The organism is Yoonia vestfoldensis DSM 16212 (assembly GCF_000382265.1).
Taxonomy (GTDB): Bacteria; Pseudomonadota; Alphaproteobacteria; order Rhodobacterales; family Rhodobacteraceae; genus Yoonia; species Yoonia vestfoldensis.
This window is the reverse complement of the sequence record NZ_KB907973.1, coordinates 139,490-163,708: the sequence shown is the minus strand read 5'-3', so window position 1 is coordinate 163,708 and position 24,219 is coordinate 139,490. Positions and strand designations below refer to the sequence as shown.

General features: G+C 61.1%; 26 protein-coding genes. 12 read left to right on the top strand and 14 right to left on the bottom strand.

Going from position 1 to position 24,219, the window contains the following annotated elements; all coding sequences use genetic code 11:
• Positions 1 to 3: 3 nt before the first annotated feature.
• The 3 genes from map to H147_RS0100910 all read left to right on the top strand — a co-directional run bounded on the left by map (position 4) and on the right by H147_RS0100910 (position 3,448).
• Positions 4 to 834 (top strand): type I methionyl aminopeptidase, encoded by an 831-nt coding sequence (map, locus tag H147_RS0100920; protein WP_375342048.1) that lies wholly within the window; start codon positions 4 to 6, stop codon positions 832 to 834.
• A gap of 3 nt (positions 835 to 837) precedes the next feature.
• Complete coding sequence (locus H147_RS0100915; RefSeq protein WP_019953447.1) at positions 838 to 2,337, top strand: alpha/beta fold hydrolase; 1,500 nt, start codon at positions 838 to 840, stop codon at positions 2,335 to 2,337.
• 85 nt (positions 2,338 to 2,422) lie between these two features.
• Positions 2,423 to 3,448, top strand: a complete 1,026-nt coding sequence (locus H147_RS0100910; protein WP_043699234.1) for a TRAP transporter substrate-binding protein — start codon at positions 2,423 to 2,425, stop codon at positions 3,446 to 3,448.
• An 80-nt stretch (positions 3,449 to 3,528) separates the two neighbouring features.
• On the opposite strand, the gene H147_RS0100905 is transcribed toward H147_RS0100910, so the two are convergent.
• Entirely contained in the window at positions 3,529 to 4,527 is a 999-nt protein-coding gene (locus H147_RS0100905; protein WP_019953445.1) for a polyprenyl synthetase family protein, read from the bottom strand.
• Positions 4,528 to 4,582: 55 nt separating this feature from the next.
• Here H147_RS0100905 and H147_RS0100900 point away from each other — a divergent pair, with 55 nt between their 5' ends.
• The 3 genes from H147_RS0100900 (at position 4,583) to H147_RS19185 (ending at position 5,835) form a co-directional block, all read left to right on the top strand.
• Positions 4,583 to 4,801 carry a putative signal transducing protein gene (locus H147_RS0100900; protein WP_019953444.1) on the top strand — a complete coding sequence of 73 codons (219 nt, stop codon included), beginning with the start codon at positions 4,583 to 4,585 and terminating at the stop codon, positions 4,799 to 4,801.
• On the top strand, positions 4,773 to 5,549 hold the full coding sequence (locus H147_RS0100895; protein ID WP_019953443.1) for a tRNA1(Val) (adenine(37)-N6)-methyltransferase: 777 nt from the start codon (positions 4,773 to 4,775) through the stop codon (positions 5,547 to 5,549). Before H147_RS0100900 ends, H147_RS0100895 begins: the two co-directional genes overlap by 29 nt.
• A gap of 118 nt (positions 5,550 to 5,667) precedes the next feature.
• On the top strand, positions 5,668 to 5,835 hold the full coding sequence (locus tag H147_RS19185; protein WP_081625810.1) for a DUF465 domain-containing protein: 168 nt from the start codon (positions 5,668 to 5,670) through the stop codon (positions 5,833 to 5,835).
• A 91-nt stretch (positions 5,836 to 5,926) separates the two neighbouring features.
• Here H147_RS19185 and phbB read toward each other — a convergent pair whose 3' ends face one another.
• The 3 genes from phbB to H147_RS0100875 form a co-directional block, all read right to left on the bottom strand.
• Positions 5,927 to 6,652 carry an acetoacetyl-CoA reductase gene (phbB, locus tag H147_RS0100885; RefSeq protein WP_026352139.1) on the bottom strand — a complete coding sequence of 242 codons (726 nt, stop codon included), beginning with the start codon at positions 6,650 to 6,652 and terminating at the stop codon, positions 5,927 to 5,929.
• A 59-nt stretch (positions 6,653 to 6,711) separates the two neighbouring features.
• Positions 6,712 to 7,887 (bottom strand): acetyl-CoA C-acetyltransferase, encoded by a 1,176-nt coding sequence (locus H147_RS0100880; protein ID WP_019953440.1) that lies wholly within the window; start codon positions 7,885 to 7,887, stop codon positions 6,712 to 6,714.
• Positions 7,888 to 8,033: 146 nt separating this feature from the next.
• The gene (locus H147_RS0100875; RefSeq protein ID WP_026352138.1) at positions 8,034 to 8,840 is read right to left on the bottom strand and encodes an EAL domain-containing protein; all 807 of its coding nucleotides are present in this window, start codon (positions 8,838 to 8,840) and stop codon (positions 8,034 to 8,036) included.
• 68 nt (positions 8,841 to 8,908) lie between these two features.
• On the opposite strand from H147_RS0100875, the gene H147_RS0100870 reads away from it, so the two are divergent.
• On the top strand, positions 8,909 to 9,490 hold the full coding sequence (locus tag H147_RS0100870; RefSeq protein ID WP_019953438.1) for a DNA-3-methyladenine glycosylase I: 582 nt from the start codon (positions 8,909 to 8,911) through the stop codon (positions 9,488 to 9,490).
• On the opposite strand, the gene H147_RS0100865 is transcribed toward H147_RS0100870, so the two are convergent.
• The 9 genes from H147_RS0100865 to H147_RS0100825 form a co-directional block, all read right to left on the bottom strand.
• Positions 9,476 to 9,916: a molybdenum cofactor biosynthesis protein MoaE gene (locus tag H147_RS0100865; protein WP_019953437.1), complete on the bottom strand. Its 441-nt coding sequence runs from the start codon at positions 9,914 to 9,916 to the stop codon at positions 9,476 to 9,478. The two genes, H147_RS0100870 and H147_RS0100865, sit on opposite strands and share 15 nt — an antisense overlap.
• Positions 9,916 to 10,161: a molybdopterin converting factor subunit 1 gene (gene moaD, locus H147_RS0100860; RefSeq protein ID WP_019953436.1), complete on the bottom strand. Its 246-nt coding sequence runs from the start codon at positions 10,159 to 10,161 to the stop codon at positions 9,916 to 9,918. The genes H147_RS0100865 and moaD overlap by 1 nt, the downstream gene beginning before the upstream one ends.
• Positions 10,158 to 10,745, bottom strand: coding sequence for a CDP-diacylglycerol--glycerol-3-phosphate 3-phosphatidyltransferase (gene pgsA / locus H147_RS0100855; protein WP_019953435.1), 588 nt, complete (start codon positions 10,743 to 10,745; stop codon positions 10,158 to 10,160). Before pgsA ends, moaD begins: the two co-directional genes overlap by 4 nt.
• An 88-nt stretch (positions 10,746 to 10,833) precedes the next feature.
• The gene (uvrC, locus tag H147_RS0100850; RefSeq protein ID WP_019953434.1) at positions 10,834 to 12,702 is read right to left on the bottom strand and encodes an excinuclease ABC subunit UvrC; all 1,869 of its coding nucleotides are present in this window, start codon (positions 12,700 to 12,702) and stop codon (positions 10,834 to 10,836) included.
• Positions 12,703 to 12,987: 285 nt separating this feature from the next.
• The gene (locus H147_RS0100845; protein WP_019953433.1) at positions 12,988 to 13,764 is read right to left on the bottom strand and encodes an SDR family oxidoreductase; all 777 of its coding nucleotides are present in this window, start codon (positions 13,762 to 13,764) and stop codon (positions 12,988 to 12,990) included.
• Positions 13,761 to 13,928, bottom strand: a complete 168-nt coding sequence (locus H147_RS20890) for a hypothetical protein (RefSeq protein ID WP_019953432.1) — start codon at positions 13,926 to 13,928, stop codon at positions 13,761 to 13,763. The genes H147_RS0100845 and H147_RS20890 overlap by 4 nt, the downstream gene beginning before the upstream one ends.
• Positions 13,925 to 14,716 carry a S49 family peptidase gene (locus H147_RS0100835; RefSeq protein WP_019953431.1) on the bottom strand — a complete coding sequence of 264 codons (792 nt, stop codon included), beginning with the start codon at positions 14,714 to 14,716 and terminating at the stop codon, positions 13,925 to 13,927. Before H147_RS0100835 ends, H147_RS20890 begins: the two co-directional genes overlap by 4 nt.
• Before the next feature lie 48 nt (positions 14,717 to 14,764).
• Entirely contained in the window at positions 14,765 to 15,526 is a 762-nt protein-coding gene (locus H147_RS0100830; protein ID WP_019953430.1) for an ABC transporter permease, read from the bottom strand.
• Positions 15,523 to 16,449 (bottom strand): ABC transporter ATP-binding protein, encoded by a 927-nt coding sequence (locus H147_RS0100825; protein WP_019953429.1) that lies wholly within the window; start codon positions 16,447 to 16,449, stop codon positions 15,523 to 15,525. The genes H147_RS0100830 and H147_RS0100825 overlap by 4 nt, the downstream gene beginning before the upstream one ends.
• Positions 16,450 to 16,740: 291 nt before the next feature.
• Here H147_RS0100825 and H147_RS20215 point away from each other — a divergent pair, with 291 nt between their 5' ends.
• On the top strand, positions 16,741 to 17,220 hold the full coding sequence (locus H147_RS20215; protein ID WP_162561612.1) for a thermonuclease family protein: 480 nt from the start codon (positions 16,741 to 16,743) through the stop codon (positions 17,218 to 17,220).
• A 1-nt stretch (position 17,221) separates the two neighbouring features.
• Here H147_RS20215 and H147_RS0100815 read toward each other — a convergent pair whose 3' ends face one another.
• On the bottom strand, positions 17,222 to 18,193 hold the full coding sequence (locus H147_RS0100815) for a type I glyceraldehyde-3-phosphate dehydrogenase (protein ID WP_019953427.1): 972 nt from the start codon (positions 18,191 to 18,193) through the stop codon (positions 17,222 to 17,224).
• 446 nt (positions 18,194 to 18,639) lie between these two features.
• On the opposite strand from H147_RS0100815, the gene H147_RS0100810 reads away from it, so the two are divergent.
• From H147_RS0100810 to H147_RS0100795, 4 genes are read left to right on the top strand one after another with little or no spacing between them, the layout of a single operon-like run.
• On the top strand, positions 18,640 to 20,844 hold the full coding sequence (locus tag H147_RS0100810) for a serine/threonine protein kinase (RefSeq protein WP_019953426.1): 2,205 nt from the start codon (positions 18,640 to 18,642) through the stop codon (positions 20,842 to 20,844).
• Positions 20,845 to 20,900: 56 nt separating this feature from the next.
• Positions 20,901 to 21,755 (top strand): FHA domain-containing protein, encoded by an 855-nt coding sequence (locus H147_RS0100805; RefSeq protein WP_019953425.1) that lies wholly within the window; start codon positions 20,901 to 20,903, stop codon positions 21,753 to 21,755.
• Entirely contained in the window at positions 21,739 to 22,791 is a 1,053-nt protein-coding gene (locus H147_RS0100800; RefSeq protein ID WP_019953424.1) for a PP2C family protein-serine/threonine phosphatase, read from the top strand. The genes H147_RS0100805 and H147_RS0100800 overlap by 17 nt, the downstream gene beginning before the upstream one ends.
• Positions 22,791 to 24,143, top strand: coding sequence for a P-loop NTPase family protein (locus H147_RS0100795; RefSeq protein WP_019953423.1), 1,353 nt, complete (start codon positions 22,791 to 22,793; stop codon positions 24,141 to 24,143). The genes H147_RS0100800 and H147_RS0100795 overlap by 1 nt, the downstream gene beginning before the upstream one ends.
• Positions 24,144 to 24,219: the final 76 nt, after the last annotated feature.

Genomic DNA, 24,219 nt, shown 5'->3' with positions numbered 1-24,219 from the left:
CAGATGGCAAAGGATAGCGACTTGGATACGAACAAAGGCCGCCTGACCAAAGACGGCATCCGGATTTATGAACTGGCCGATTTCGACGGCATGGCCAAGGCAGGCGCGCTGGCGGCCATGATCCTTGACGAGATTGCAGCGCATGTGACGCCCGGCCAGACCACGGGTGAGTTGGACCGGATCATCACGCAGATGGTGGGCGACGCCGGTGCGACATCCGCGACGATCGGCTACAAAGGCTATCAGCACGCCAGTTGCATTTCGGTCAATCACGTCGTCTGCCACGGCATCCCCGGCGACAAGGTGTTGAAGGATGGCGATATCCTGAACATCGACGTGACCGTCATTCTGGATGGCTGGTATGGCGACACCAGCAGGATGTATGTCGCAGGCAGCCTGTCGCGCAAGGCGGAACGGCTGATCGACGTGACCCACGCCGCCCTGATGAAGGGTATCGAGGCCGCCAAACCCGGCAACACCTTTGGCGACATCGGCCATGCGATCCAGACCTATGCCGAAAGCCACCGGATGAGCGTGGTGCGCGATTTCTGCGGGCATGGCTTGGGCCGCGTGTTCCATGCGCCGCCCAACGTGCTGCATTACGGACGCGCGGGCACGGGTGCTGTGCTGGAAGAAGGCATGTTCTTCACGATCGAACCGATGATCAACCTGGGCCGCCCCGAAACCAAGGTACTGGCCGATGACTGGACCGCCGTGACACGCGACAAATCGCTGTCGGCGCAGTTTGAACATTCGGTGGGAATCACCGCTGACGGCTGCCAGATCTTTACCGCATCTCCCAAGGGGCTGTTCCACCCGACCTATACCGTCTGATCCATGCTGGCAAAGGTCTCGCCTTGGCTGGTTCTGACAATTGCGCTGGTCTTGGCGGGCCTGTCGATGTTTCGGCTAGAACAGGCGGGGGCCGGGCTTGTCACGTCCGAATTGCAGGTCGGGCAGACGCCCGTGACGGTTTCACACTTGCCCGATGTCACAGACGCCCCGGTGGTGGTTATCGCGCATGGTTTCGCGGGATCACGCCAGTTGATGATCGGTTTCGCCCAGACGCTGGCGCAGGCCGGCTACATCGTCGCAAACTATGACCTGCAAGGGCATGGTCGCAACCCGGTGCCAATGTCCGGCGACGTCGCATCCGTTGACGGCACAACCCGCCTGCTGCTCGAGGAACTGGGCCGCGTGGTGGATGCCGCCCTTGCATTGCCCGGTTCGGATGGGCGGCTGGCGATTCTGGGGCATTCGATGGCCTCTGACATCATCGTGCGGCAGGCGATTACCGACAGCCGCGTCGATGCGACCGTTGCCGTTTCGATGTTCGCAACAGAAGTCACCGGAAATGCCCCCGGCAACCTGCTGGTCATCAACGGGGCATGGGAAACCGCCCTTGCCGCCGAGGCGTTGCGCGTGCTGCGCCTGACCGACCCTGACGCGACATTTGCGCAGACACTGGGCGATCCTGCGGCGGGCACAGGGCGGCGCGCGGTGCTGGCCCCGTCGGTCGAACATGTCGGCGTGCTCTATTCCCCGACCAGCATGGTCGAGACACGCGACTGGCTGAACGCGGTATTCTACCGCCCGCATGACACGCCCATCGCCGCGCGCGGCGGCTGGATCGCGCTGCTGATCGTCAGTGTGACAGCACTTGCCTGGCCTTTAGCGCGTCTCGCGCGGCCTTTGCGCGCGGCCACGCCGCCTGTGCGTCTGCCGCGCGGTGCGTTCTGGGCGGCGACCTTGGTGCCGACGATCCTGACGCCGCTGATCCTGTGGCCTTTCGACATCGGGTTTCTGCCTGTGCTGGTTGCCGATTACCTTGCCCTGCATTTCGCGCTGTTCGGGCTGATCGGCCTTGTGTTCCTTGCCCGTGCAGGGGCCTTGCGCTGGGATGCGACAGGATTGCTGCTGGCGCTGCCCATCGCATTGTTCTGCATCGGCATCTTCGGGGGTATGCTCGATATCTATGTGGCGTCTTTCTTTGCCGTCGACGCACGGATCTGGATCATCCTTGCCATCGCGGCGGGGGCTGTGCCGTTCATGCTGGCCGACGCCTATCTGAGCGAGGCTGGCCGCGCGCCTTTGTGGCGGGTGCTGGTGGTGCGTACCAATGCGCTGGTCTCACTTGGGATCGCCACGGCACTCGACATGGAAGGGTTGTTCTTTCTGCTGCTGATCCTGCCGATCATCCTGCTCTTCTTTCTGCTGTTCGGCACTTTGGGCGGCTGGATCGGGCGGGCTGCGCAGCGGCCCGTCGCGGCGGGCGTGGGCCTTGGCGTGTTTCTGGGCTGGGCCTTGGGCATGACATTTCCGCTTTTCGCGGTGTGACCTTGCAATCTGGGGTGGCATCGTTATCTTTGACGGGTTGCTAGCGGCGACACCTTTCCCCCATCATTATGAAAGGATGCACGCGATGCACCTGCCCCCCTATGCCATGCTGGCTTTGCTGGCGCTGACGACACCTGCCTTTGCGCAAGAGGTGACCCTGCGGTTCCAGCACTTTGTCTCGCCCGCGAGTGCGAACCCCACCTATTTCATGCAGCCTTGGGCCGATGCGATCGAGGAACAATCCGGCGGGCGGATCAAGGTCGAAATCTACCCCTTCATGCAATTGGGCGGATCAGCCACCAACCAATATGACCTGATCCGCGACGGCGCGATTGATGGCGGCTGGGTGATCCCCGGCTATCAGCCCAACCGTTTCCCCGAGGCCGAGGCGCTGGAACTGCCCTTCATGACCACCAAATCGGCGGAAGAGGCCAGTGCGGCGGCATGGGACTTCACGCAGGATTACCTGCTCGATGATTTCGCCGATGTGCATATCATCGCAGCCCACATGCACGGCCCCGGCATTCTGCACACGCGCGGGGATGCGCCCACCACGATGGAAGATTTCGCAGGGCTGAAACTGCGCGGCCCGTCGCGTACGGCGACCTTGTTGCTGAAAGAACTGGGTGCGGAGCCGATCGGCATGCCCGTCCCGCAGTTCCCCGAGGCGATTGCGCGTGGCGTTGTGGATGGCGGCGTGATCCCGTGGGAACAGGCCCCGTCGCTGAAGCTGGATGAATTGACGGACAGCCATACCGATGTTGCGGGCGACAGGTCGCTTTATAACCTCTATTTCCTCTGGGCGATGAACAAGGCCACCTATGACGCCCTGCCCGACGATCTGCGGGCCGTGATCGACGCCAATTCCGGCCTGATGGCCAGCCGCTGGGCCGGGCGCGCGCATGACACGGGCGATGCTGTCGGGCGGGACATGATGGCGGCCAGCGGCAACACGATTGCCGAGCTTTCGGCCGAGGAGACCGCAGACATCATGGCTATTGGCGCAGGTGTTACCAGCCGCTGGATCGCGGAGATGAATGCCAAAGGCTATGACGGTGCGGCGCTGGTCAGCGCGGCGCAGCTGGCGGTCGAAAAGGCGATCGGGCAATAAAGAAAGGGGCTTTGCCCCTCACCCCGGATCAAGTCCGGGGCTCACCCCAGAGTATTTTTGGAAAAAAGAAGTATCCGGTGTCAGGTCAGCCGGGCCACGACATAATCCGCCAGATCGACCAGCATGGTTTTCAGCGGATGGTCTGGGATAATGCCCAGCGCATCCTTGGCCTTTGCTGCCCAAGCAATCGCATCCTGACGGGTGCTTTCCAGCGTGCCGTGCCGGTGTAGCAGCGCAATCGCATGGTCCAGATCTCCGTCTTCCTGACGGCCTTTCTGGATCGTGCGGGTCCAGAAGGCGCGTTCCTCGGCATCCACAGCCGCGACTGCGCGGATCACCGGCAAGGTCAGCTTGCGTTCGCGGAAATCGTCGCCGACGTTCTTGCCGGTGGCCTTTGTGCCGCCGTAATCCAAAAGGTCATCGACGATCTGGAACGCGATCCCCAAGGCATCGCCGTAATCGAAAAGCGCCTGTTTGGTGGCAGCATCCTGTCCGGCAATCTCGCCGCCGACTTCCATCGCGGCGGAAAACAGGGCGGCGGTCTTGCCGCGCACGACCTTGATGTAGATCTCTTCGGTGGTGGCCAGATCGGCGGCGGCAGTGAGTTGCAGCACCTCGCCTTCGGCAATGGTGGCGGACGCATTGGCGAGAATGTCGAGCACCCGGAGCGATCCGGTTTCCACCATCAACTGGAACGACCGCGCGAACAGGTAATCGCCGACCAGCACGCTGGATGTATTGTCCCAAAGCAGGTTCGCCGTGGGCCGCCCGCGCCGCTGGCTGCTTTCGTCGACGACATCGTCATGCAAGAGGGTCGCGGTGTGGATGAATTCCACCGTCGCCGCCAGATGGATATGGTACGGCCCGTCATAGCCGCACATCCGCGCCGCAGCGAGCGTCAGCATCGGGCGCAGGCGTTTGCCACCCGCCTCGACCAGATGGGCGGTGACCTGAGGGATGCGGGGTGCGTGTTCGGAGGCCATCCTGTCCCGGATCATGACGTTGACCGCCGTCAGGTCATCCGCCAAGGCGGCCGCCAGTTGTTCATGGGGTTTGGTGGCGGCGTGATCAAGGCTCATGCGAGGTTCCGTCATGTGAATGGACAAGGGCGCAGCACCGCCGTAATCCTTGGGTATGAAAGAGCTTTTACGCACCAATGACGTGACCGTCATCGCCTTTGCAACCGCCCTGTTGGACGCGGAAGGTATAGACTGGTTCACCTTCGACGACAATATGAGCATCATGGAAGGCAGTATCGGCATCATGCCGCGCCGCCTGATGGTGCATGACCGCGACCTGTTCATGGCCGAAGCCGTGATGCGCGATGGCGAGATCGATCTGGGGCGTGACTGAGGATGTGACGCAGGACGCCTTTTTGGGCGGGCGTTTGCAGATCGTGCAGCCGCGCCACGGCTATCGTGCGGGTGTCGATCCGGTTCTGCTGGCCGCCAGCATCGCCGCGCGCGCGGGCCAGTCGGTGTTGGAACTCGGTTGTGGCGTGGGCACTGCGGCCTTGTGTCTCGGGCGGCGGGTGCCGGGGCTGGCGCTGACGGGGGTCGAGGTGCAGGCCGATTACGCGGATCTTGCGCGGCGCAATGCGGTGGCCAATGATCTGCCGCTGGAAGTGATCACCGCCGATCTGCGCGCGCTGCCTGCGGACCTGCGCCAAAAGCGATTCGATCATGTCATCATGAACCCGCCCTATTTCGACCGCGACACCGGCACAGCAGCCACCAACCCCGGGCGGGATACGGCGCTGGGGGGCGACACGCCCTTGGCGGATTGGCTCGACATCGGCGCGCGGCGGCTTGCGCCCAAGGGCTATCTGAGCGTGATCCAGCGGATCGAACGCCTGCCAGAGGTCCTGTCAGCCCTGCAAGGACGGCTGGGGTCGGTGGTGGTTTTGCCCATCGCGGGGCGGCCGGGGCGTGCGCCTGGCCTCTTCATCCTGCGGGCACGGCAGGAAGGGCGTGCGCCCTTCAGTCTGCTACCCGCGCTGGAGAGGCATGTAGGCACCGCGCATGACGGCGACAAGGACAGCTATACCCCGCAGGTCGCCCGAATTTTACGCAATGGCGCTGATCTGCCCATGGATCGTTAATCTTTTGGCAGGAATTGGCTGCCAAGCTGAAATGATCGGGAAATTGCTGCAGTGCCGCGTGACAGCGGGTCTGAATCGTGTTGCAATTCCGTTACGTTCAACCAGCAGGAGGAAGATCATGAGCTTGAGTTCGCATTTGCAGGAACTGAAGAAAAAGCACCAAACCCTCTCGGACCATGTCGAGGTGTTGCAACGCTCTCCCGGCGTCGATGATCTTGAGCTGGCGAAACTCAAGAAGAAAAAGTTGCAGATCAAGGAAGAGATCACCCGCCTTGCACCGCATTGAATAAATGCTGACGCCGGCCCACGGGCTGCCAGCAAAAACAATAGGCCGCGCCATCATGGCGCGGCCTTTCCTTATTCTGCCCAGAACGGGGTCAGCACATATACTGACCGCCATTGGCGGAAATCGTGGACCCTGTGACGAAACCCGCATCGTCGGATGCCAGAAATACGACCGCGCGCGCGATTTCGGACGCTTCACCCAGACGGCCCACGGGAATCTGCGGCAGGATCACTTCGTTCATCACTTTTTCAGGAATCGTGCTCATCATCTCGGTGTTGATGTAACCGGGGGCGATCACGTTCACGGTGATGCCCGCCCGCGCGCCTTCTTGCGCCAGCGCCTTGGTGAAACCGATGTCACCAGCCTTGGCGGCAGCATAATTGGCCTGCGCGAACTGGCCTTTCTGGCCGTTGATTGACGAAATCGTGATGATCCGGCCGAATTTACGTTCGCGCATGCCGGGCCAGACGGGGTGGGTCATGTTGAACACGCCCGACAAGTTGGTGTCGATCACCTCTTGCCACTGCTGCGGCGTCATCTTGTGGAACGGCGCATCGCGGGTGATGCCCGCGTTGTTGACCAGCACCTCGATCGGGCCGATGTCCGCCTCGACCTGGGCGATGCCGGCGGCGCAAGCCTCGTAATTGCCGACGTCCCATTTATAGGTCTTGATGCCGGTTGCGGCGGTAAAGGCGGCTGCCTTTTCGTCATTGCCCGCATAGGTCGCGGCGACGGTATAGCCTGCATCCTTCAACGCGGTTGAAATAGCCGCGCCGATGCCGCGCGATCCCCCAGTGACAAGTGCCACACGTCCCATAGTCTCTCCTCCCGCGAGTTATTGTCGTACGGGCGGCCATTACCGGACCGCCCCTGTCGTCAGAACCGTTCGACGCAAAGCGCGACACCCATGCCGCCCCCGATGCACAGCGTCGCCAGACCCTTCTTGGCATCGCGGCGCTTCATTTCGAACAGCAAGGTGTTGAGGATGCGCGCGCCGGATGCGCCGATCGGATGGCCGATGGCAATGGCGCCGCCGTTCACGTTCACGATGGCAGGGTCCCAGCCCATGTCTTTGTTCACGGCACAGGCCTGTGCGGCAAAAGCCTCGTTCGCCTCGACCAGATCAAGGTCCTCGACGCTCCACCCGGCCTTGGCCAGTGCCTTGCGGCTGGCCATCACCGGACCCACGCCCATGATCGACGGGTCAAGCCCGGCGGTGGCATAAGACGCGATCCGCGCCAAGGGTTCGATCCCGCGCTTTTCGGCATTTTCGACGGACATCAGCAACGTCGCCGCCGCTCCGTCGTTCAAACCGGACGCGTTTGCCGCGGTGACCGATCCGTCCTTGGTGAAGGCGGGGCGCAGTTTCTGCATCGCCTCCATCGTGGCGCCGTGGCGGATGTATTCATCCTGATCGACGATGATGTCGCCTTTACGCGTCTTGACGGTAAAGGCCATGATTTCATCGGCGAATTTGCCGGCCTTTTGCGCGGCTTCGGCCTTGTTCTGGGACGCGACGGCGAATGCGTCCTGCACGTCGCGGGTGATCTGCCATTGGTTGGCGACGTTTTCCGCTGTCTGGCCCATGTGGTAATTGTTGAACGCATCCCACAGCCCGTCACGGATCATCGTGTCGATATAGGACACATCGCCCATCTTGTGACCGGCGCGCAGATGGGCTGCATGCGGGCTGAGCGTCATGCTTTCCTGACCGCCCGCCAGCACGATTTCGGCATCGCCCAGCTGGATATGCTGTGCGCCCAGCGCGACAGCCCGCAGGCCGGATCCGCAGACCTGATTGATGCTCCATGCCGCCGCCTCGATGGGGAGGCCCGCGTTGATATGCGCCTGCCGCGCCGGGTTCTGCCCTTGGGCTGCGGTCAGCACCTGGCCAAGGATCGTCTCGCTCACTTCGGATTTGTCGATACCCGCGCGCGCCACAACCTCTGACAGGACAGCCGCGCCCAGATCATGCGCGGGCGTGTTCGCGAATGCGCCGCCGAAACTGCCGACAGCGGTGCGCGCTGCGGATGCGATAACAACATTGATCATGGATTGGTCCCTTCAGGTTTGTGCCGCCGAAAGGATGCGTGCCCCGCACGCCGGACATGCGCGACCCCACTTCCTCCCGTTTGGAACATGCTATTGGGTTGCACCAGAGAGGGCAATTCAATTTCCCCGCTCACCCGCCGTCACCGTCAAAAGGTGAACCGGGGCACGCCGTAGAGATAGCCTTGCAGACAATCCACACCGATGCTGCGCAGGAATGCCGCCTCTTCTTCGGTTTCAACACCGTCGGCGATGGCGAACATCTCGAACTGGTGGGCGACGGTGATCAGCGCCTCGGCCAGGACCTGATTGTCGGGGTCCCGGTCGATGCCACGCACAAAGCTTTTGTCGATCTTCACAAGGTCGAAAAAGAAATCCTTGAGATGGCGGAATGCCGTCATTCCCGCCCCGAAACCATCCAAGGCAAAGGCGACGCCCCTGGGCTGCATTTCCGCCATGAAGCGGATCATCACGTCAGGCAACATCATGGCGGACGTTTCGCTGATTTCGAAAATCAGCCGGTCGCCCAGACGGGACGGAGCGCGCAACCCGTCGTCCAGAATGCGCCGCCATTCCCCATCCGCGACCGACCGTGCCGACAGGTTGATTGACAGGCGCAGGCTCGGATTGCGCCGCAAGTGCCGCAGCGCCAGCGCGAGGCTGACGCAATCAATCTCGCGCCCGATGGCCGTATCTTCGACCAGCCCCATGAAATGCGCAGCCGGAATGATGCGCCCGGCGTCATCATGCAGCCGGATCAACCCTTCATGAAAGGCGATCTGCGGGATCGCATCGGCAGTAACGATCTGGTGGAACGCAAGGCTGGCCCGGTCCGCCGCGAGCGCGTCGCGCACCAGTGTCACGACATCGCCATCACGGCTGGCCAAGGCATAAAGCAGCGGGTCAGCCACCGGCAAATCGGTTATATCCGTGCGGGAAAGCGTAGCGTTCGACATCGGGCCCATCCATAGTGACAGCCGCAGCTTGCACCAATAGCCGCTAACAAAGCCTTAAGGGAAACGACATGGCACGATGCGACTGGGCCGGACCCGAACAGATCTACATCGATTACCACGACACCGAATGGGGCGTGCCCGAATATGACAGCCGCGCGCTGTGGGAAAAGCTGGTGCTCGACGGGTTTCAGGCGGGTCTATCCTGGATCACGATCTTGAAAAAGCGCGACAATTTCCGCGCCGCCTTTGCGGGCTTTGACCCCGAGATCATCGCGGGTTGGGGCGAGGATGACGTGCGCCGCCTGCTGGCCGATCCCGGCATCATCCGCCACCGCGGCAAGATCGAGGCCACGATCACCAACGCCCGTGCATGGCAAAGGATCGAGGCCGATCAGGGCTTTGCCGCCTTCCTCTGGGCGTATGTCGACGGCGTGCCTTTGCAGACGACATTGGCCGACCGCAGCGCGATGCCCACGCAATCGGCGCTGTCGGTGCAAATCTCGAAGGACCTGAAAAAAGCGGGGTTCAAATTCTCTGGGCCAACGATCGTCTATGCTTTCTTGGAAGCGACCGGGCTGATCAACAACCACGTCACGACCTGCCCGCGCCACGCGGCTTGCGCAGCCATGGCACGTTCACCAGCGGTTTAGCGCGTCCTCGTCGGCGTCTTTTGCCGCGACCCATGCGGCGTCGGATAAGGTGACTTCCTTCTTCCAGAACGGTGCGCGGGATTTGAGGTAATCCATCAGGAAATCGGCGGCGGCAAAGGCTTCTGCGCGATGGGCGGCGGCGGTGGCAACCATCATGATCGGCGCACCGGGGGGCAACGTGCCGAAACGGTGGATCACCAGCGCACCGGCCAACGACCAGCGCGCCACGGCCTCATCGACGATCTTGCCAATCGCACGTTCAGTCATGCCGGGGTAATGTTCGATCAGCATGTGCCGCAGATCACCCGATGTGTCGCGCACAACGCCGGTAAAGCTGACAACCGCACCGATATCGCGGCGACCCGTGGCAAAACCCGCAAGTTCGGTGCCGGGGTCGAATACCGCCTCTTGAACGCGGACCTGCATCAGCCGCCTGTCATCGGCGGAAAGAACGCAACCTCGCGCACACCGGCAAGGGGCGCATCGAAATCGGCAAGTTCCTGATCGACCGCGACGCGCAACGCGCTGACATCGGCAAAGGCGGCCGCATAGCGGTCTTCCCGCGCAACCAGTTCGGCGACAAGATCAGCGACCGTCGCAGCATCGGTCTTGACCGTTTCCTGCGGCAAGCCGATCCGTTCACGGACCCAGGCGAAATACATCACGTTCATGGCACCGGTCCGCGCAGATAGGGCTGCGCCTTGCGGAAATAATCCCAGCCCGTCAGCAAAGTCAGGACCCCCGCGATCCACAAAGCGATGATCCCCAACCACCAGGTCACGAAAGTCGACATCGCCTCGACCCCGTCATAATGCTCGAAAGCGCCCTTGGCGAAAAGAATGGCGATCGCGACCATCTGTGCCGTGGTTTTCCACTTGGCCAGCTGCGTGACCTTGAGCGTGCCGGCGGTATCGCCCAGAAATTCGCGCAGGCCCGACACAAAAACCTCGCGGAACATGATCACGGTCGCAGGCAACAGGATCCACGGGTCCATGCCAGAAAATCCGGTGATCACCAAAAGCGCGATCACCACCATCGCCTTGTCGGCGATCGGGTCCAGCATCGCACCCAGCTTGCTTTCCTGTTTCCACTTGCGGGCCAGATAACCGTCCAGAAAATCGGTCAGCGCCGCCGTCACGAACAGGATCAGCGCGAACCAGTCGGCGGCAGGACGGTGAAAATAAAGGAACATGATCACGACACCCGGCGCGGCGGCCAGTCGCAGGATCGTCAATATATTGGGTACAGACAGCATGATGGAGTCACATTAAACCGGCTTTGCACAAGACACCAGCACCCCCATCTTCCGAGCATCAATATCCCCGCCGGAGGCAGAAAAGTTTTTACCCCTGCTCGTGGAAATAGTCGTAGATCACCTGCGCCATATTGGCCGACACACCATCCACCGCCCTCAGATCCGCCAGATTGGCGCGCGCCACGGCCTTGGCCGAACCGAAGTGCGCCAGTAGCGCGCGTTTGCGCGTGGCCCCCACACCCGGCACATCGTCGAGAGGCGTTGCACCGATCGCCTTGGACCGTTTCGCACGATGCGTGCCGATGGCGAAACGGTGGACCTCGTCACGCATCCGCTGGACAAAATACAGGACCGGATCATTGTGGCGCAGCGCCATGACTGGCTTGCCGGTGCGGTGGAATTCCTCTTTGCCTGCATCGCGGTCCAGCCCTTTGGCCACCCCGACCATGGGAATATCGCTGACGCCCATGTCATCCATGATCTGGCGGACGGCAGACACCTGCCCTTGGCCACCGTCGATCAGCAACAGGTCGGGCCAGGTGCCCTGCGTCCGTTCCGGGTCTTCCTTGATCAGGCGCTGAAAGCGGCGTTTCAGAACCTCTTTCATCATGCCGAAATCGTCGCCGGGGGTCAGGTCGTCGCCACGGATGTTGAACTTGCGATACTGGTTCTTGTCGAAACCGTCGGGTCCCGCCACGACCATTGCCCCCACGGCATGCGCGCCCTGGATATGGCTGTTGTCATAGACCTCGATCCGCTGCGGCACTTTGGGCAGATCGAACGCCTCGGCCAGACCTTTCAGCAACCGGCTTTGCGTCGCGGTTTCCGACATCTTGCGCGCAAGGCTTTCGCGGGCGTTGCGCAGCGCGTTCTGTACCAGTTCCGCCTTTTCGCCGCGCTGGGGGATCACGATCTCGACCTTGCGACCGGCCTTTTCGGCCAGCGCCTGCGCCATCAGATCGTCATTGTCCAAGCCATGCGACAGGATCAGCATCCGCGGCGGTTCGCGGTTGGCATAGAACTGGCCGACGAAAGCCTCCATCACTTCGGCCATGTCCTCTTCGCCGCTGATGCGGGGGTAGTAGTCGTGGTTGCCCCAGTTCTGGTTGGCGCGGATGAAGAACACCTGCACACAAGCCTGCCCGCCATCGGTGTGCAGCGCGATCACGTCGGCCTCTGCGGTATTCTGCGGGTTGATGCCTTGCGCCGATTGCACCTGCGTCAGTGCCTTGATCCGGTCGCGGAGCGCCGCGGCGCGTTCGAACAGCATCTCTTCGCTTGCGGCCTGCATCTGCGCGGCGAGTGCTTCCTGAATCCCCTTGGTGCGGCCTTGCAGGAAGTTTTCGGCCTCTTTCACGGACAGGGCGTAATCGTCCTTGCTGATCATCCCGCAGCAGGGGCCGGAACAGCGTTTGATCTGGTATTGCAGGCAAGGCCGCGTGCGCGTCTCGAAATCACTGTCCGAACAATTGCGCAGCAGGAAAACCCGCTGCAACTGCGACAGCGTGCGGTTGACGGCACCGGCACCGGCAAAGGGGCCGTAATAATCGCCCTTTTGGCTTTTCGCGCCGCGGTGTTTGCGGATCATCGGGAAATCATGATCCTTGGTCACAAGGATATTGGGAAAGCTCTTGTCGTCGCGCAGCAGCACGTTGTAGCGCGGCTTGAGCTGCTTGATCAGGTTCTGTTCCAGCAGCAGTGCTTCGGTTTCCGTCCGCGTCGTGAGGAACATCATCGACGAGGTTTCCGAAATCATCCGCGCGATGCGGGGCGAATGCGGGCCGGGGCGGGAATAATTGCTGACCCGCGCCTTGAGGTTGCGGGCCTTGCCGACGTAAAGCACTCGGCTGTCCGCATCCAGCATCCGGTACACCCCGGGCGAGGAATCGAGGCTGCGCAGATAGCCGTGGATCACGTCATATCCGGTGCTGGCTGTCTGGGGTCCGGTATCGGTCATGCGTCGGGTTCTTTGATTCTATCTGTGCTGCAATGGTAACGCGGCAGGGACAAGAGAAAAGGCATCCACCGTTTCTGTGGATAAGTCGGTGGACGAACTGCGGGTATTTGGAATTTATCTTTGTTTCCGGCCTACTTCGTCTCTTTGCCCAAAAATTAAGCGGATTTATACATCGTTGTTTTAACACGATATATTTATTAATTCCTTCTTAACGCATTGAAAAACCGTGGGTTTATGACAGTTTCGTGAACGTTGACCCTGCCGGTGCGTAACTTTCGGAACCCGTCACTCGACGCCAAGCACATCGGGGGTCTGCCACGCCAGATGTTGCCCCCCGTCCACGGCAAGCATTTGCCCCGTCACGCCCGGCGCATCAAGGAAGTATCCGAGCGCTGCGCAGATCTCCGCGGGGTTCGCTCCGCGCTGCAGGACGGTCGCCGCGCGCTGGCGGGCAAAGTGGTCGGCCGATTGCCGCGCGCCTTGCAGGGTCGGCCCCGGCCCGATCGCATTGACCCGCACATCGGGGGCCAGCGCCTGCGCTGTGGTGCGCGTCATCGCCCATAGCCCCATTTTGGCGATGGTATAGGTCATGAATTCCGGTGTCAGTTTCTGCACACGCTGGTCGATCATGTTGACCACCAGCGCCTGTGCGACGGGTTCGCCCCTGCTGTCGGTCTGCGCCTTGGGGGCCTGCGCCGCAAACCCTTGGGTCAGCACAAAAGGCGCGCGCAGGTTCGACCCGATGTGCCGGTCCCAGCTTGTCCTGGTGGCGCTGTGGATCGTGTCGTATTCAAAGATCGAGGCGTTGTTTACAAGGCAGGTCAGCGGCCCGCCCAGCGCATCGCGCGCACGCCCGACCAGTGCGGCTGTCGCATCCTCATCCAGCAGATCGGCCTGCAACGCCACGGCCTGCCGCCCCATCGCGCGCAATTGCGCCACGGTGTCCTGCGCACCGGCCAGCGAGCCCGCGTAATGCACCGCCACGTCATAGCCGCGCTGCCCCAGATACAGTGCCATCGCCTGTCCCAGCCGCGCCCCTGCCCCTGTCACCAGTGCCTTCATCGCCGCCCCTTTTCACAGGCGCAGGGCCCTTTGCCGATGCAGAACCGCTGGCATTTGGGGCATTTCGCCGCCGCGAGCCTTGCCTGCCCCGGAAACCGCCATTTGCCGAAAATGCCCAGCACGACCATGAAGGCCAGAAACAGCAGGACCGATTTGACGATCATAGGCCGAACCGCGCAAAGGCTGCCCGTTCCTCGATCCCCGCGATGGTGTCATCGACGATCTGCGCGCCGAACCGCGCCAGCAGCGGCTTGCGCTGGCCATAGCGGCGGAATTTGACCTTGTCGCCAAAACGCGCCCGCATCACCGGCGCCAGATGCCCGATCCCGTCGACCAGCCCTGCATCGATGCCTTTCTGGCCGATATACACCTCGCCCGTGAAGAGATCGGCATCGTCGGACAGTTTTGGCCCGCGCCGTGATTTGACGTAGGCGATGAATGTGCCGTGCAGGTCCTCGAGCCAGCCTTTGAGCTTTTTGACATCGGCGGGGTTCTGCGGCTTGAACGGGTCCAGCTGGCTTTTGGATTTGCCTGCCGTATGCACGCGGCGTTCGATGCCGATCCGGTCGATCGCCTCATGTGCGCCAAAACTGGCGCTGATCACGCCGATAGAGCCGGTGATCGAACAATCGTCGATGAAAATCTCGTCTGCCGCGCAAGCCAGCCAATAGCCGCCAGAGGCCGCCACATCCTCGACAAAGGCGAAAACGGGGATTTTCTTTTCATCCGCCAGCCGCCGGATGCGCGACGCGATCAAGGACGATTGCACGGGCGATCCGCCCGGACAGTTGATTTCCAGCGCGACAGCGGCGGGCTTGCCCTTGCCGAAGGCCTTTTCGATGACCGGCGCAAGACCGGGGTTGTCCAGACCACGGCCGGAATTGCTGATCGCGCCTTGCAGGCGAATCACAGCGACGAAGGGGTCGGACTTGGTAAAGGGAATGTATTTCATGCCCTCATACTTAAGCCGATCCGCGCGCCCCGCAAGGTCCCCACGCGGTCACTGCCGGATGCGCCAGCCAGTGCGGAAAATCCACCAGATGAAGGCAAGACAGGCCGCCGTGAACACCGTGATCGCCAGCAGCGACACCCCGATGCTGACATCGGCGACGCCAAAGAACGACCAGCGGAAGCCGCTGATCAGGTAAACCACCGGATTGAACAGCGTGATCGCCTGCCACACGGGGGGCAGCATCGTGATCGAATAAAACGACCCGCCCAAGAAAACCAAAGGCGTGATCACCAGCAGCGGGATCAGTTGCAACTGTTCGAAATTGCCCGCCCAGATGCCGATGATGAACCCCAACAGCGAAAAGCTGATGCAGGTCAGGATCAGCAGGGCGACCATCGCCACGGGATGCGCGATCTCGATGTCGATAAAAAAGAACGCCGTCAGCAGGATGATGATGCCGATGAACAACGCCTTGGTCGCGGCCGCCCCCACATAGCCCGCCACGATTTCCAGAAAGCTGACAGGGGCCGACAGCAATTCATAGATCGTGCCGGTGAATTTCGGGAAATAGATACCGAAACTGGCGTTCGATGTGGCCTGCGTCATGACCGACAGCATGATCAGTCCCGGCACGATGAAGGCACCATAGCTGACCCCTTCGACCTGATCGATCCGGCTGCCGATGGCCGCGCCGAAGACCACGAAATACAGCGAGGTCGACAGCACCGGCGACACCAGCGACTGCATGATCGTCCGCAGGAACCGGCGCATTTCATGCACATAGATCGTCTTGATTGCGTTCAGGTTCATTGGTCTTCCTTCACCAGTCCGACAAAGATGTCTTCGAGACTGCTTTGCTGCGTCTGCAGGTCCTTCATCTGCAAACCGGCGTTTTGCAGATCGTTCAGCAAGGTCGTGATGCCGGTGCGCGGCCCTTTGGTGTCATAGGTATAGGTCAGGCTTTGCCCGTCCGGTGCGCGCAGCAGATCGTATTTGGCCAGCGCTTCGGGGATCGCAGCCGTGGCTTCCGCCAGATCGATGCGCAATTGTTTCTTGCCCATCTGCGCCATCAGTTCGGCCTTGTCCTGAATCAGCAGGATTTCACCCTTGGCGATGATGCCCACGCGGTCGGCGATGGCCTCGGCCTCTTCGATATAATGCGTGGTCAGGATGATCGTGACGCCGGATGCTTTCAGCCCGGCCACGACATCCCACATATCCTTGCGCAATTCCACGTCGACGCCCGCGCTGGGTTCATCGAGAAACAGGACGCGCGGTTCATGCGCCAGCGCCTTGGCGATCAGCACGCGGCGTTTCATGCCACCCGACAGGGTGATGATCTTCTTGTCGCGCTTGTCGTCCAGCGACAGCTGCGCAAGGATCGCGTCCACCTTGCCGTCGTCGCGGGGTTTGCCGAACAAGCCGCGCGAAAACTGGACAGAGGCGCGGACCGTCTCGAACGGTTCCAGACTGATCTCTTGCGGCACGAGCCCGATCATGGCACGCGCGGCGCGGTAATCGGTCTGGGTGTCATGCCCGCCCACCGTCACGGTCCCCGACGTCGGCGTCGTGATCCCGCAGATCGTGGAAATCAGCGTGGTCTTGCCTGCGCCATTGGGGCCGAGCAGGGCGAGGATTTCACCCTCCTCGATTTCGAGATTGACGGATTTGAGCGCCTCGAACCCGCCGTCATAGGCTTTGCGCAGGTTCTTGACGGAAACGATTGCGGTCATGGGACGGCCTTTGTGTTGGTCAGTGATTACCTAGACCCGCACAGTCCGAAGTAAAAGAGCCCACACCGTGCGCTGATCCACGACAGGGCTGGGCCGGTTTGCACAGCGGGCAAAACAAAGAAAACGGCTTGGCAGATTTCCGATTCTCGACAATGTTTGGCCATCGGCTGCGAAAGTTATGCGATGTTTCGATTGATTTTGCGCGCAATGGGTCTGAAGGCTCGGCGCAACCGGGCGCGAAGTGCGCAGCGTTCCGCTGATTCCGCGAAGTTGCCGCCGATCAATTACCACTTGCTCGTCGAGACCCAACGCACCGTCGTTCAGACACAGCAGCAGCCGCTTGTTCAAAAACCGCAGCCACCGCTTGTCGACGACAAGGCAGACCGCCCGTTACCGGATTTCCCACCCAGCGGACAACTTGTTGGCCGCGCCTATGTCATCGACGGTGACACCATCGCGATCAAGCGCATCAAGATCCGCGTCTCGGGGATCGATGCGCCCGAACTTGACCGCCCATGGGGCAAAAAATCGAAGTGGACGATGGTGGATATCTGCAAGGGTCAGACGGTCACTGCGAAACTGAATGGTGAACGGTCACATGACCGCCTTGTCGGCACATGCTATCTGCCCGATGGCACCGACATCGGCGCAGAGATGGTCAGGCGCGGCGCGGCACTTGACTGGGACCTGTTTTCAGGCGGCAAATACCGCCACCTCGAACCGGACGATGCGCGAAAACGCCTGCTCGGTTTTGGCGCGCGGTCACATTAGGTCACCCCATCCGCGCGGCCATATCCAGCATCCGGCAGGAAAAGCCCCATTCGTTGTCATACCAGCCGAACACCCGCAGCATGCCGCCTTGGGTGACGCGGGTTTCGGGCAGGGCGACGATCAGGCTTTCGGACCGCGCGCGCAAGTCCGAGGATACCAGCAACTTGTCGGTATGGCCGATCACCCCAGTCTGGGCGCGCAGCAGATCGTGCAGCCCCGCGCGGTCGGGCGTGTCGCGCACCACGACCGCAAGGTCGATGGCGGACACCGAGGCAACCGGCACCCTGACCGCCGCCGCCTCGATCCGGCCTGCGATCTGCGGCAGCACATCGCTGAGCAGCTTCTGCGCCGACGTCGTGGTCGGCACCATCGACAACCCCGCCGCCCGGCTGCGCAGGAAATCGCCCCGCGGCGCATCAATGGTGGGCTGGCTGCCGGTGTAGCAATGGATCGTCGTCATCCAGCCGGTCTGCAGCCCCCAGTGATCGTCGATCAACCGCACCAGAGGTGCCAGCGCATTGGTCGTGCAGGACGCGTTCGACACGATAGGCTGGTCCGCCAACAGATCATCGTTCGCCCCCAGCACGATGGTCAGATCCGCTGCCGAAGACGGACCGGAGATCAGGACACGGGCCGCCCCCGCACGCAATCCGGCTTCGGCCGTTGTGCGGCTGTCAGCCTTGCCGGTGCATTCCAGCAGCACATCGACGCCGGACAGATCAAGCGTGGCCACGTCATCGGTCCGGTAGATGGGGATCGGCTGGCCGTTGATGACCAGCGCGTCACCCCGCAATTCTGCCTGTCCGGGAAACGGGCCAAAGACGCTGTCATAGGCGAACAGATGCGCGCAAAGATCGCTCGCCGCCACATCGTTGATCCCCACAACCTCGATCCCCGCACCGTATCCCAGTGCTTGCGCGCGCAGCAGCGTCCGCCCGATGCGACCGAACCCGTTGATGAATACTTTGGTCATGCCTGCCCCCGGATTTTGCCGGATGCTGCATCTTTGTGCAGCCGTCCACAAGACACAACGCAAGCCGGTAGCGCATCACAGAATCATCTTGCCGGCAGTGACGTCGAAATGGAATCAGTCCCAACAAAGGTGTGAATTTTCCGTTTCACGGTGGCGTGCCGACAGAAATAATGCACAAATATACAGCGCAGGCGGCTATGCGCGGCGAAATGGTCGCGCGGCCACTGAAGAGTGTCAAAAGTGGTGCTATGGTAAAAAATCCCCGATTTTAAGGGGAAATCGGCCCGGTACTGTTTCGATTTCTTCCTACAATCACTTCGAAAGCGCAGGATTAAGAACCATCAAACAACAAGTTAGCGTCACTTTTTGGCCTAATTTGAATGAGACTACAAAACAAAGGCAGGCGCATTACGTCTTGCTGTTGAGTGTGAGAGCTGGAAATAACGATGGCCAAACCGCTAGTGCAAGACAATGCAGATGAAAATGACAGCTTCGTCGATGAACTGAAGCCGGGCACCAAGTTGATGCACGGCCAGTACACGATCGAAAGCTTCCTGAATGCCGGCGGGTTCGGGATCACCTACCTTGCGCGCGACAGTCTCGACCGCAAGATCGTGATCAAGGAATGTTTCCCCGGTGCCTTCTGCCGTCGCAGCCGCTATGTCGTGCAGGCCCGGTCGCGTGCGCATCAGAACGAGCTGAAATCCATCGTCCGCCTTTTCGTCCAAGAGGCCCGGAGCCTTGCCAAGCTGGATCACCCCAACATCGTCGGCGTGCACCAGGTGTTCGAGGACAACGACACCGCCTATATGGCGCTCGATTTCGTCGAAGGGCGCGACCTTCTTGACACGATCGAAGACCCCAATCACGGTCTGACACCCGCGCAGATCAAGACGATCCTCAAGGACATTCTGGGTGCCGTTGGATTTATCCACGAGCAGGGCATCCTGCACCGCGATATCTCCCCGGACAACATCCTGATCGGCACCGATCTGCGGCCGGTTCTGATCGACTTCGGTGCAGCCCGCGAGGAAGCGACCAAGCAAAGCCGGGTGTTGTCCGCGTTGCGCGTCGTCAAGGACGGCTATTCACCGCAGGAATTCTATATCGCCGGGTCCGAACAGGGGCCAAGCAGCGATCTTTATGCGCTGGCAGCGACGTTCTATCACCTGATCTCGAAAGAAGTGCCGCCGAATTCGCAGGCCCGGTTGGCGGCCATCGCGTCCGGCGACCCCGATCCTTATGTCAAACTGGCCGGGCGCATCACCGAATACGACGAACCGTTCCTGACCGCGATGGACAAGGCGCTGGAGGTCCTGCCCAAGGACCGTCTGCAATCCGCCAAGGCATGGCTGGACATGATGGATGGCGCACAAGGGAATGTGACCCCACTCAAGATCGCCTCGCCCAAGAAAGAGGCGGTCCAGACAACCGCGAGCCAGCCAAAATCGAAAATGCCCCTGCTTTTGGGCTCTGCTGCTGTCGTGGCGCTTTTGGTCGGCGTCGGCGTTTTCATGAGCGGGACACAGAGTGATCCCGTCACGCAGACATCCGCCGCGACAGAGCCACCCAGCGTGGCGACCACCGCCGTCACGCCTGTTCAGCCCGAGGCCGCCCTGCCCGCCGTCGAAGCGACCACCATCGCCGAAGAACCGGCGATCGGCGATGCAGACCCGGCCGCGACGGATATTGCCGAAACGGATGCGCCGACACTTGATTTCGCCGCCGCCGAAATCGTGCTGCCCGAACCCGAGGCACCCGCCGATACAGAGGTCGACGATATCATCGCATCCATCGTCACCGACACACCCGAGACCGCTCCGGTGATCCGTCCGCTGGCCCGGCCAGAGCCTGCGGCGGATGCAGAGCAAGCGCCATTGCCGACTCCTTTGGACACACCGGAAGCTGCGCAAGAACCCGACATCGCCGTGGAATTGCCCGCAACTGCTGATTTACGTCCTGCGGCGGAAGACGGCAGCGCCGCTCTGAGTCTGCCCGGCACACCCGAAATGATCGCGGCGGTCGGCACTGGCCCGGTCTTGGAAATCACGGCGGTCACCCCCGGCAATGAATTGACGACCTCCGGGCTCGTCGCGGACTGGGCTGTAGACTTGCCGTTCGAGGCAGCAGGCAGCGGGTCCAATATCATCGCGACGGTCGCGCCTTCTGCGCCCGCCTGGGCGCAGCCCGGTCTGGTGATCACCGATGTAAACGGCATTTCAGTCAATGCGATCAACGATATCCCAGGCGTCTTGCGCCAGACCGCCGATACATCTGCAAACACGACCGATGTGGCGATCACCTTTGGAACGATGAACCCGACCTCGGGCGAACGGATCGAACGGCAGTTGACCGTGCCCGTGGTGCAAACGGTTGCCCTATCTAACGGGGTCGCGTTCGAGACAAGCTTTGCCGATCAGGCCTGGCGGACAGTGGTGGCCGCGGTGCCAACGGACCTTGGCAGTGGTTTGCAGGAAGGTGACATCGTCACATCCTACATTCCCACCGCAGAGACATTGGAAGACCGCGACAGCCTGTTGACGATCCTCAACCGCGAAATCGAAAACGGAACGGATCGTTTCATGTTCGCGGTGCAACGTGACGGCAGTATGTGGGTAGCATCAGTAACGTATGACGATGCGGCAGAATAAGCGTTGCACGCCTTCCCACGAAGGCTGCTGCGCCGGCAATTTGAAAGGTTGAAACCATGAAGTTTATTCGTGATCTCATTGGCAAGAAACAGTCGGGGCCGGATAGTCAGGCTGCCAAAACGACTGACAAGCTGGAAAAATCCTATCGCGACACCATCGGCTCCATTTCGGACGACGCGGCAGCGCGGCAGCGCGCGGGCGATTTACCCGCCGATGTGAATGAAATGCTGACCAGCATCAACGCCAAGACCAAGGCTCCCGAAGCGCCGGTGTCAGCAGCGCCAGAGACGCGCGCGCCGGCCGCGCCTGCCTTGAACATCTGGGACATGGAAACCGACGACGGCTCGACCGCGCTGCCCGAAACGGCCCCCGTCCTGCCGACACCTTCGCCTGCCTTGGCGTCTGCCGCGGCGGCCCGTTCGCCCGCGCGGTCGCGCCGGACCAAGACCCGGTTGATTGGCTTCGAGAAATCCGACGGCGATGTTGTCGACCTGTTCAACGACGCACCCAAGGTCGTGGCCACCCAGCGCGCCAAGTTTCCGGTGGGCTGGATCGTCGTCACCGAAGGTCCGGGACGCGGCGAAAGCTTTGCCCTGATGGCTGGCATGAACCCGATTGGACGCGGCGAGGATCAGGCAGTGCAGCTTGATTTCGGCGATAACGCCATTTCACGCAGCAATCATGCCGCGATCGTCTATGATCCCGACGGCAAGGAATTCCTGCTGGGCCATGGCGGCAAGTCCAACATCGTGCGCCTGAACGACAAACCCGTCATCAGCAACGAAACACTCAAGACCGGCGACGTGATCCGCATCGGCGAAACTGTCCTGCGTTTTGTCGCGCTGTGCGACAAGTCATTCAACTGGTCAGAAGGCGCAACCGGGGAGGACGAAGATGTGGCGATCGCCTGAACCGCGCTTTGACGTCGCCTCAGCGATCTGCCAGGGCGGGCGCGATTATCAGGAAGACGCGATCGTCACTGATTTTCCGTTCGGTGCCGACACAGGTGTCGTGGTGCTTGCAGATGGCATGGGTGGTCATGCCGCCGGTGATGTCGCCAGCAAGATCGTCGTCACCGAAGTTTTCAGCGAACTGAAGTTTCAAAGCGCCAATTTTTCGGATTTCGAAGGCGAGATACCACATTATCTGACCGCGGCTGCCGTGAATGCCAATGATGTCGTCCGGCAGCATGTGTCACAAAACCCCGATACGCGTGGCATGGGCGCCACGCTGGTGTCGGTGGTTTTGGTGGAAAACCGCATGTTCTGGATGTCGATCGGGGATTCGCCACTTTATCACTTCCGCAATGGGAAATTGCAGCAGTTGAACGAAGACCATTCGATGGCGCCACAGATCGATTTCATGGTGCAATCCGGTCTGCTGGACCCGGTTGCGGGCAAGAACCATCCTGACCGCAACTGCCTGACCTCGGTCATCCTCGGCGACCGTGTGGCAAAGTCCGATTGCCCCAAGACGCCGTTCAAACTTGAGGTGGGCGACATTGTCGTGGTTTCCAGCGACGGGCTGCAATATCTCGAAGATGCGCAGATCCAGCGCATCCTGCAGAAATACCGCCGCAAGAAGGCAGCAGAGATCGCTGGCTATCTGCTCGAGGCGATCGAGGCACTGGCCGATCCCGATCAGGACAATTGCACTTTTTCGGTCATCAAGCTGAACCACAACAAGCCCGTCATCCGTGCCGTGCGTCCGAAACCGGTCGGTCATGTGGATGCTCATACGAATACGACGACCCGTGTCGTCGAAATCGACGATGTCGCAGCCGCCACCGCCGCCCGGGCAGAACAAGCCGATGACCGACGCGAGGTCAAACCTGTCGTGAAAGAGGTCAAGCCCGTCAAACACGTCACCGTCGCCGAAAACGATGACAGCAATCAGGAAGTCGATGAGACGGCACCGCCAGCCAAGATCGCTGCCGGGGGTAATTAATGTCCAACCAATCACTTTCCGCCCGCGTGCAGCAAGGTCTCGCGCGGGCGATTGCGTCGGGCAAGTTGCCCGAACAGGTCCAGACCCGTGCCGAAGCGCTCATGGAGCGGATCGAAAAACCTGTGCGCATCGGTCTTCTGGGTCGGCCCGGCGCGGGTAAATCCATGCTTCTCAACCTGCTGGTCGGGACCGAAGTGGTGCCAAAGGGCATGCGTCTTCCGACGCTGGAACTGACGCATGGCGCGACCGCGCGGATCATTTGTACGCTGTCTGACGGGTCAAAGACAGAATACGACGGCGACGATCTGTCCGACATCGCGGACCTTGCCCCTGTCTTTGTCGAAATGCAGTTGCCATTGCCGGCCTTGGCCAAGATTTCTTTGCTGGAGATCGTATCGCCCAATGACGCCGCGTCGATCCACCGTGCAAGCCAGTGGGCTTCCAAGCGTAGCGATGTGATGTTGTGGTGCAGCCTGTCTTTCGATGCCGAAGAACAGACGATCTGGGCGCAAATGCCTGATCTTATCAAGGATCACGGCTTTCTGATGATCACCAAGGCCGATGTGTTGAGGGCAAACAATACGCTCGATACGGTTCTGGCGCAGGCGAACGCGGTCGCGCGTGACGAATTCAACCAGATCCTTGCGATCGCAACCAAGGATGCCATCGCCGCGCGCGACATTGATGGGTCGGTCGACAAGGACCGGATGCGGGAAAGCGGCGGTATGGCGTTGATCGCCGCCGTGCTCAAGCAAGTGGAACTTGGCAAACAATCTGCGGTCGACATGGCCGATATGCTGCTGGCCCAGCATCCCGAAGCGGTGACCGACCAAAAAATCCCGACAGAACCCGCTCCTGCGCCAAATGCGGCAGCAAAAGCGCAGCCAGCGTCGCCCGCACAGGAAACCGTTGCGCCCAAAGCAGCGGATCTGCCGGATGAAAACGCTATTCTCCAGCGTGTCAAAAACGCGATATCAAAACCCTTGGTCCCGACGCCCGCAACACCGGCGGTCGCTGCCCTGAAGCCTGCGAGCCGGGACGCCTGTCGTGCCGCTGTTGATCATATCACCGGGCAAAGTGCCGCGCTGCTGAAAATGGCCCAAAGCGGCGACCTTGGCGCACCGGCGAAGATCATGGCGCAGACTGTGGCGCAATTGCAATGGTTGTGTGACCATCTCGACGGGGCCGGGGACGACACCGATCCGCTGCTGCAACGCGCCCGCGACACCGCGTTTGACGCCGCAGACCTTGTGCAATTGATGCAGATGGAAAAGCGTGACAGCGCCGCGATCGAGGCCGTAAGCCTTTTATTGCAGGTCAAACGCGAGTTGCAGGCCGACCTCGCAGCGTAACGCATGACATCGGTTGAACAAACCGCCCAAATGGCGTCATACTTAAGCCGCGCATATTTGTTTCCATATACGCAAT

Coding starts and splice junctions, on each gene's coding strand:
- map (WP_375342048.1), top strand. CDS start 4: ATGGCAAAGGATAGCGACTTGGATACGAACAAAGGCCGCCTGACCAAA.
- H147_RS0100915 (WP_019953447.1), top strand. CDS start 838: ATGCTGGCAAAGGTCTCGCCTTGGCTGGTTCTGACAATTGCGCTGGTC.
- H147_RS0100910 (WP_043699234.1), top strand. CDS start 2,423: ATGCACCTGCCCCCCTATGCCATGCTGGCTTTGCTGGCGCTGACGACA.
- H147_RS0100905 (WP_019953445.1), bottom strand. CDS start 4,527: ATGAGCCTTGATCACGCCGCCACCAAACCCCATGAACAACTGGCGGCC.
- H147_RS0100900 (WP_019953444.1), top strand. CDS start 4,583: ATGAAAGAGCTTTTACGCACCAATGACGTGACCGTCATCGCCTTTGCA.
- H147_RS0100895 (WP_019953443.1), top strand. CDS start 4,773: ATGGCGAGATCGATCTGGGGCGTGACTGAGGATGTGACGCAGGACGCC.
- H147_RS19185 (WP_081625810.1), top strand. CDS start 5,668: ATGAGCTTGAGTTCGCATTTGCAGGAACTGAAGAAAAAGCACCAAACC.
- phbB (WP_026352139.1), bottom strand. CDS start 6,652: ATGGGACGTGTGGCACTTGTCACTGGGGGATCGCGCGGCATCGGCGCG.
- H147_RS0100880 (WP_019953440.1), bottom strand. CDS start 7,887: ATGATCAATGTTGTTATCGCATCCGCAGCGCGCACCGCTGTCGGCAGT.
- H147_RS0100875 (WP_026352138.1), bottom strand. CDS start 8,840: ATGTCGAACGCTACGCTTTCCCGCACGGATATAACCGATTTGCCGGTG.
- H147_RS0100870 (WP_019953438.1), top strand. CDS start 8,909: ATGGCACGATGCGACTGGGCCGGACCCGAACAGATCTACATCGATTAC.
- H147_RS0100865 (WP_019953437.1), bottom strand. CDS start 9,916: ATGCAGGTCCGCGTTCAAGAGGCGGTATTCGACCCCGGCACCGAACTT.
- moaD (WP_019953436.1), bottom strand. CDS start 10,161: ATGAACGTGATGTATTTCGCCTGGGTCCGTGAACGGATCGGCTTGCCG.
- pgsA (WP_019953435.1), bottom strand. CDS start 10,745: ATGCTGTCTGTACCCAATATATTGACGATCCTGCGACTGGCCGCCGCG.
- uvrC (WP_019953434.1), bottom strand. CDS start 12,702: ATGACCGATACCGGACCCCAGACAGCCAGCACCGGATATGACGTGATC.
- H147_RS0100845 (WP_019953433.1), bottom strand. CDS start 13,764: ATGAAGGCACTGGTGACAGGGGCAGGGGCGCGGCTGGGACAGGCGATG.
- H147_RS20890 (WP_019953432.1), bottom strand. CDS start 13,928: ATGATCGTCAAATCGGTCCTGCTGTTTCTGGCCTTCATGGTCGTGCTG.
- H147_RS0100835 (WP_019953431.1), bottom strand. CDS start 14,716: ATGAAATACATTCCCTTTACCAAGTCCGACCCCTTCGTCGCTGTGATT.
- H147_RS0100830 (WP_019953430.1), bottom strand. CDS start 15,526: ATGAACCTGAACGCAATCAAGACGATCTATGTGCATGAAATGCGCCGG.
- H147_RS0100825 (WP_019953429.1), bottom strand. CDS start 16,449: ATGACCGCAATCGTTTCCGTCAAGAACCTGCGCAAAGCCTATGACGGC.
- H147_RS0100815 (WP_019953427.1), bottom strand. CDS start 18,193: ATGACCAAAGTATTCATCAACGGGTTCGGTCGCATCGGGCGGACGCTG.
- H147_RS0100810 (WP_019953426.1), top strand. CDS start 18,640: ATGGCCAAACCGCTAGTGCAAGACAATGCAGATGAAAATGACAGCTTC.
- H147_RS0100805 (WP_019953425.1), top strand. CDS start 20,901: ATGAAGTTTATTCGTGATCTCATTGGCAAGAAACAGTCGGGGCCGGAT.
- H147_RS0100800 (WP_019953424.1), top strand. CDS start 21,739: ATGTGGCGATCGCCTGAACCGCGCTTTGACGTCGCCTCAGCGATCTGC.
- H147_RS0100795 (WP_019953423.1), top strand. CDS start 22,791: ATGTCCAACCAATCACTTTCCGCCCGCGTGCAGCAAGGTCTCGCGCGG.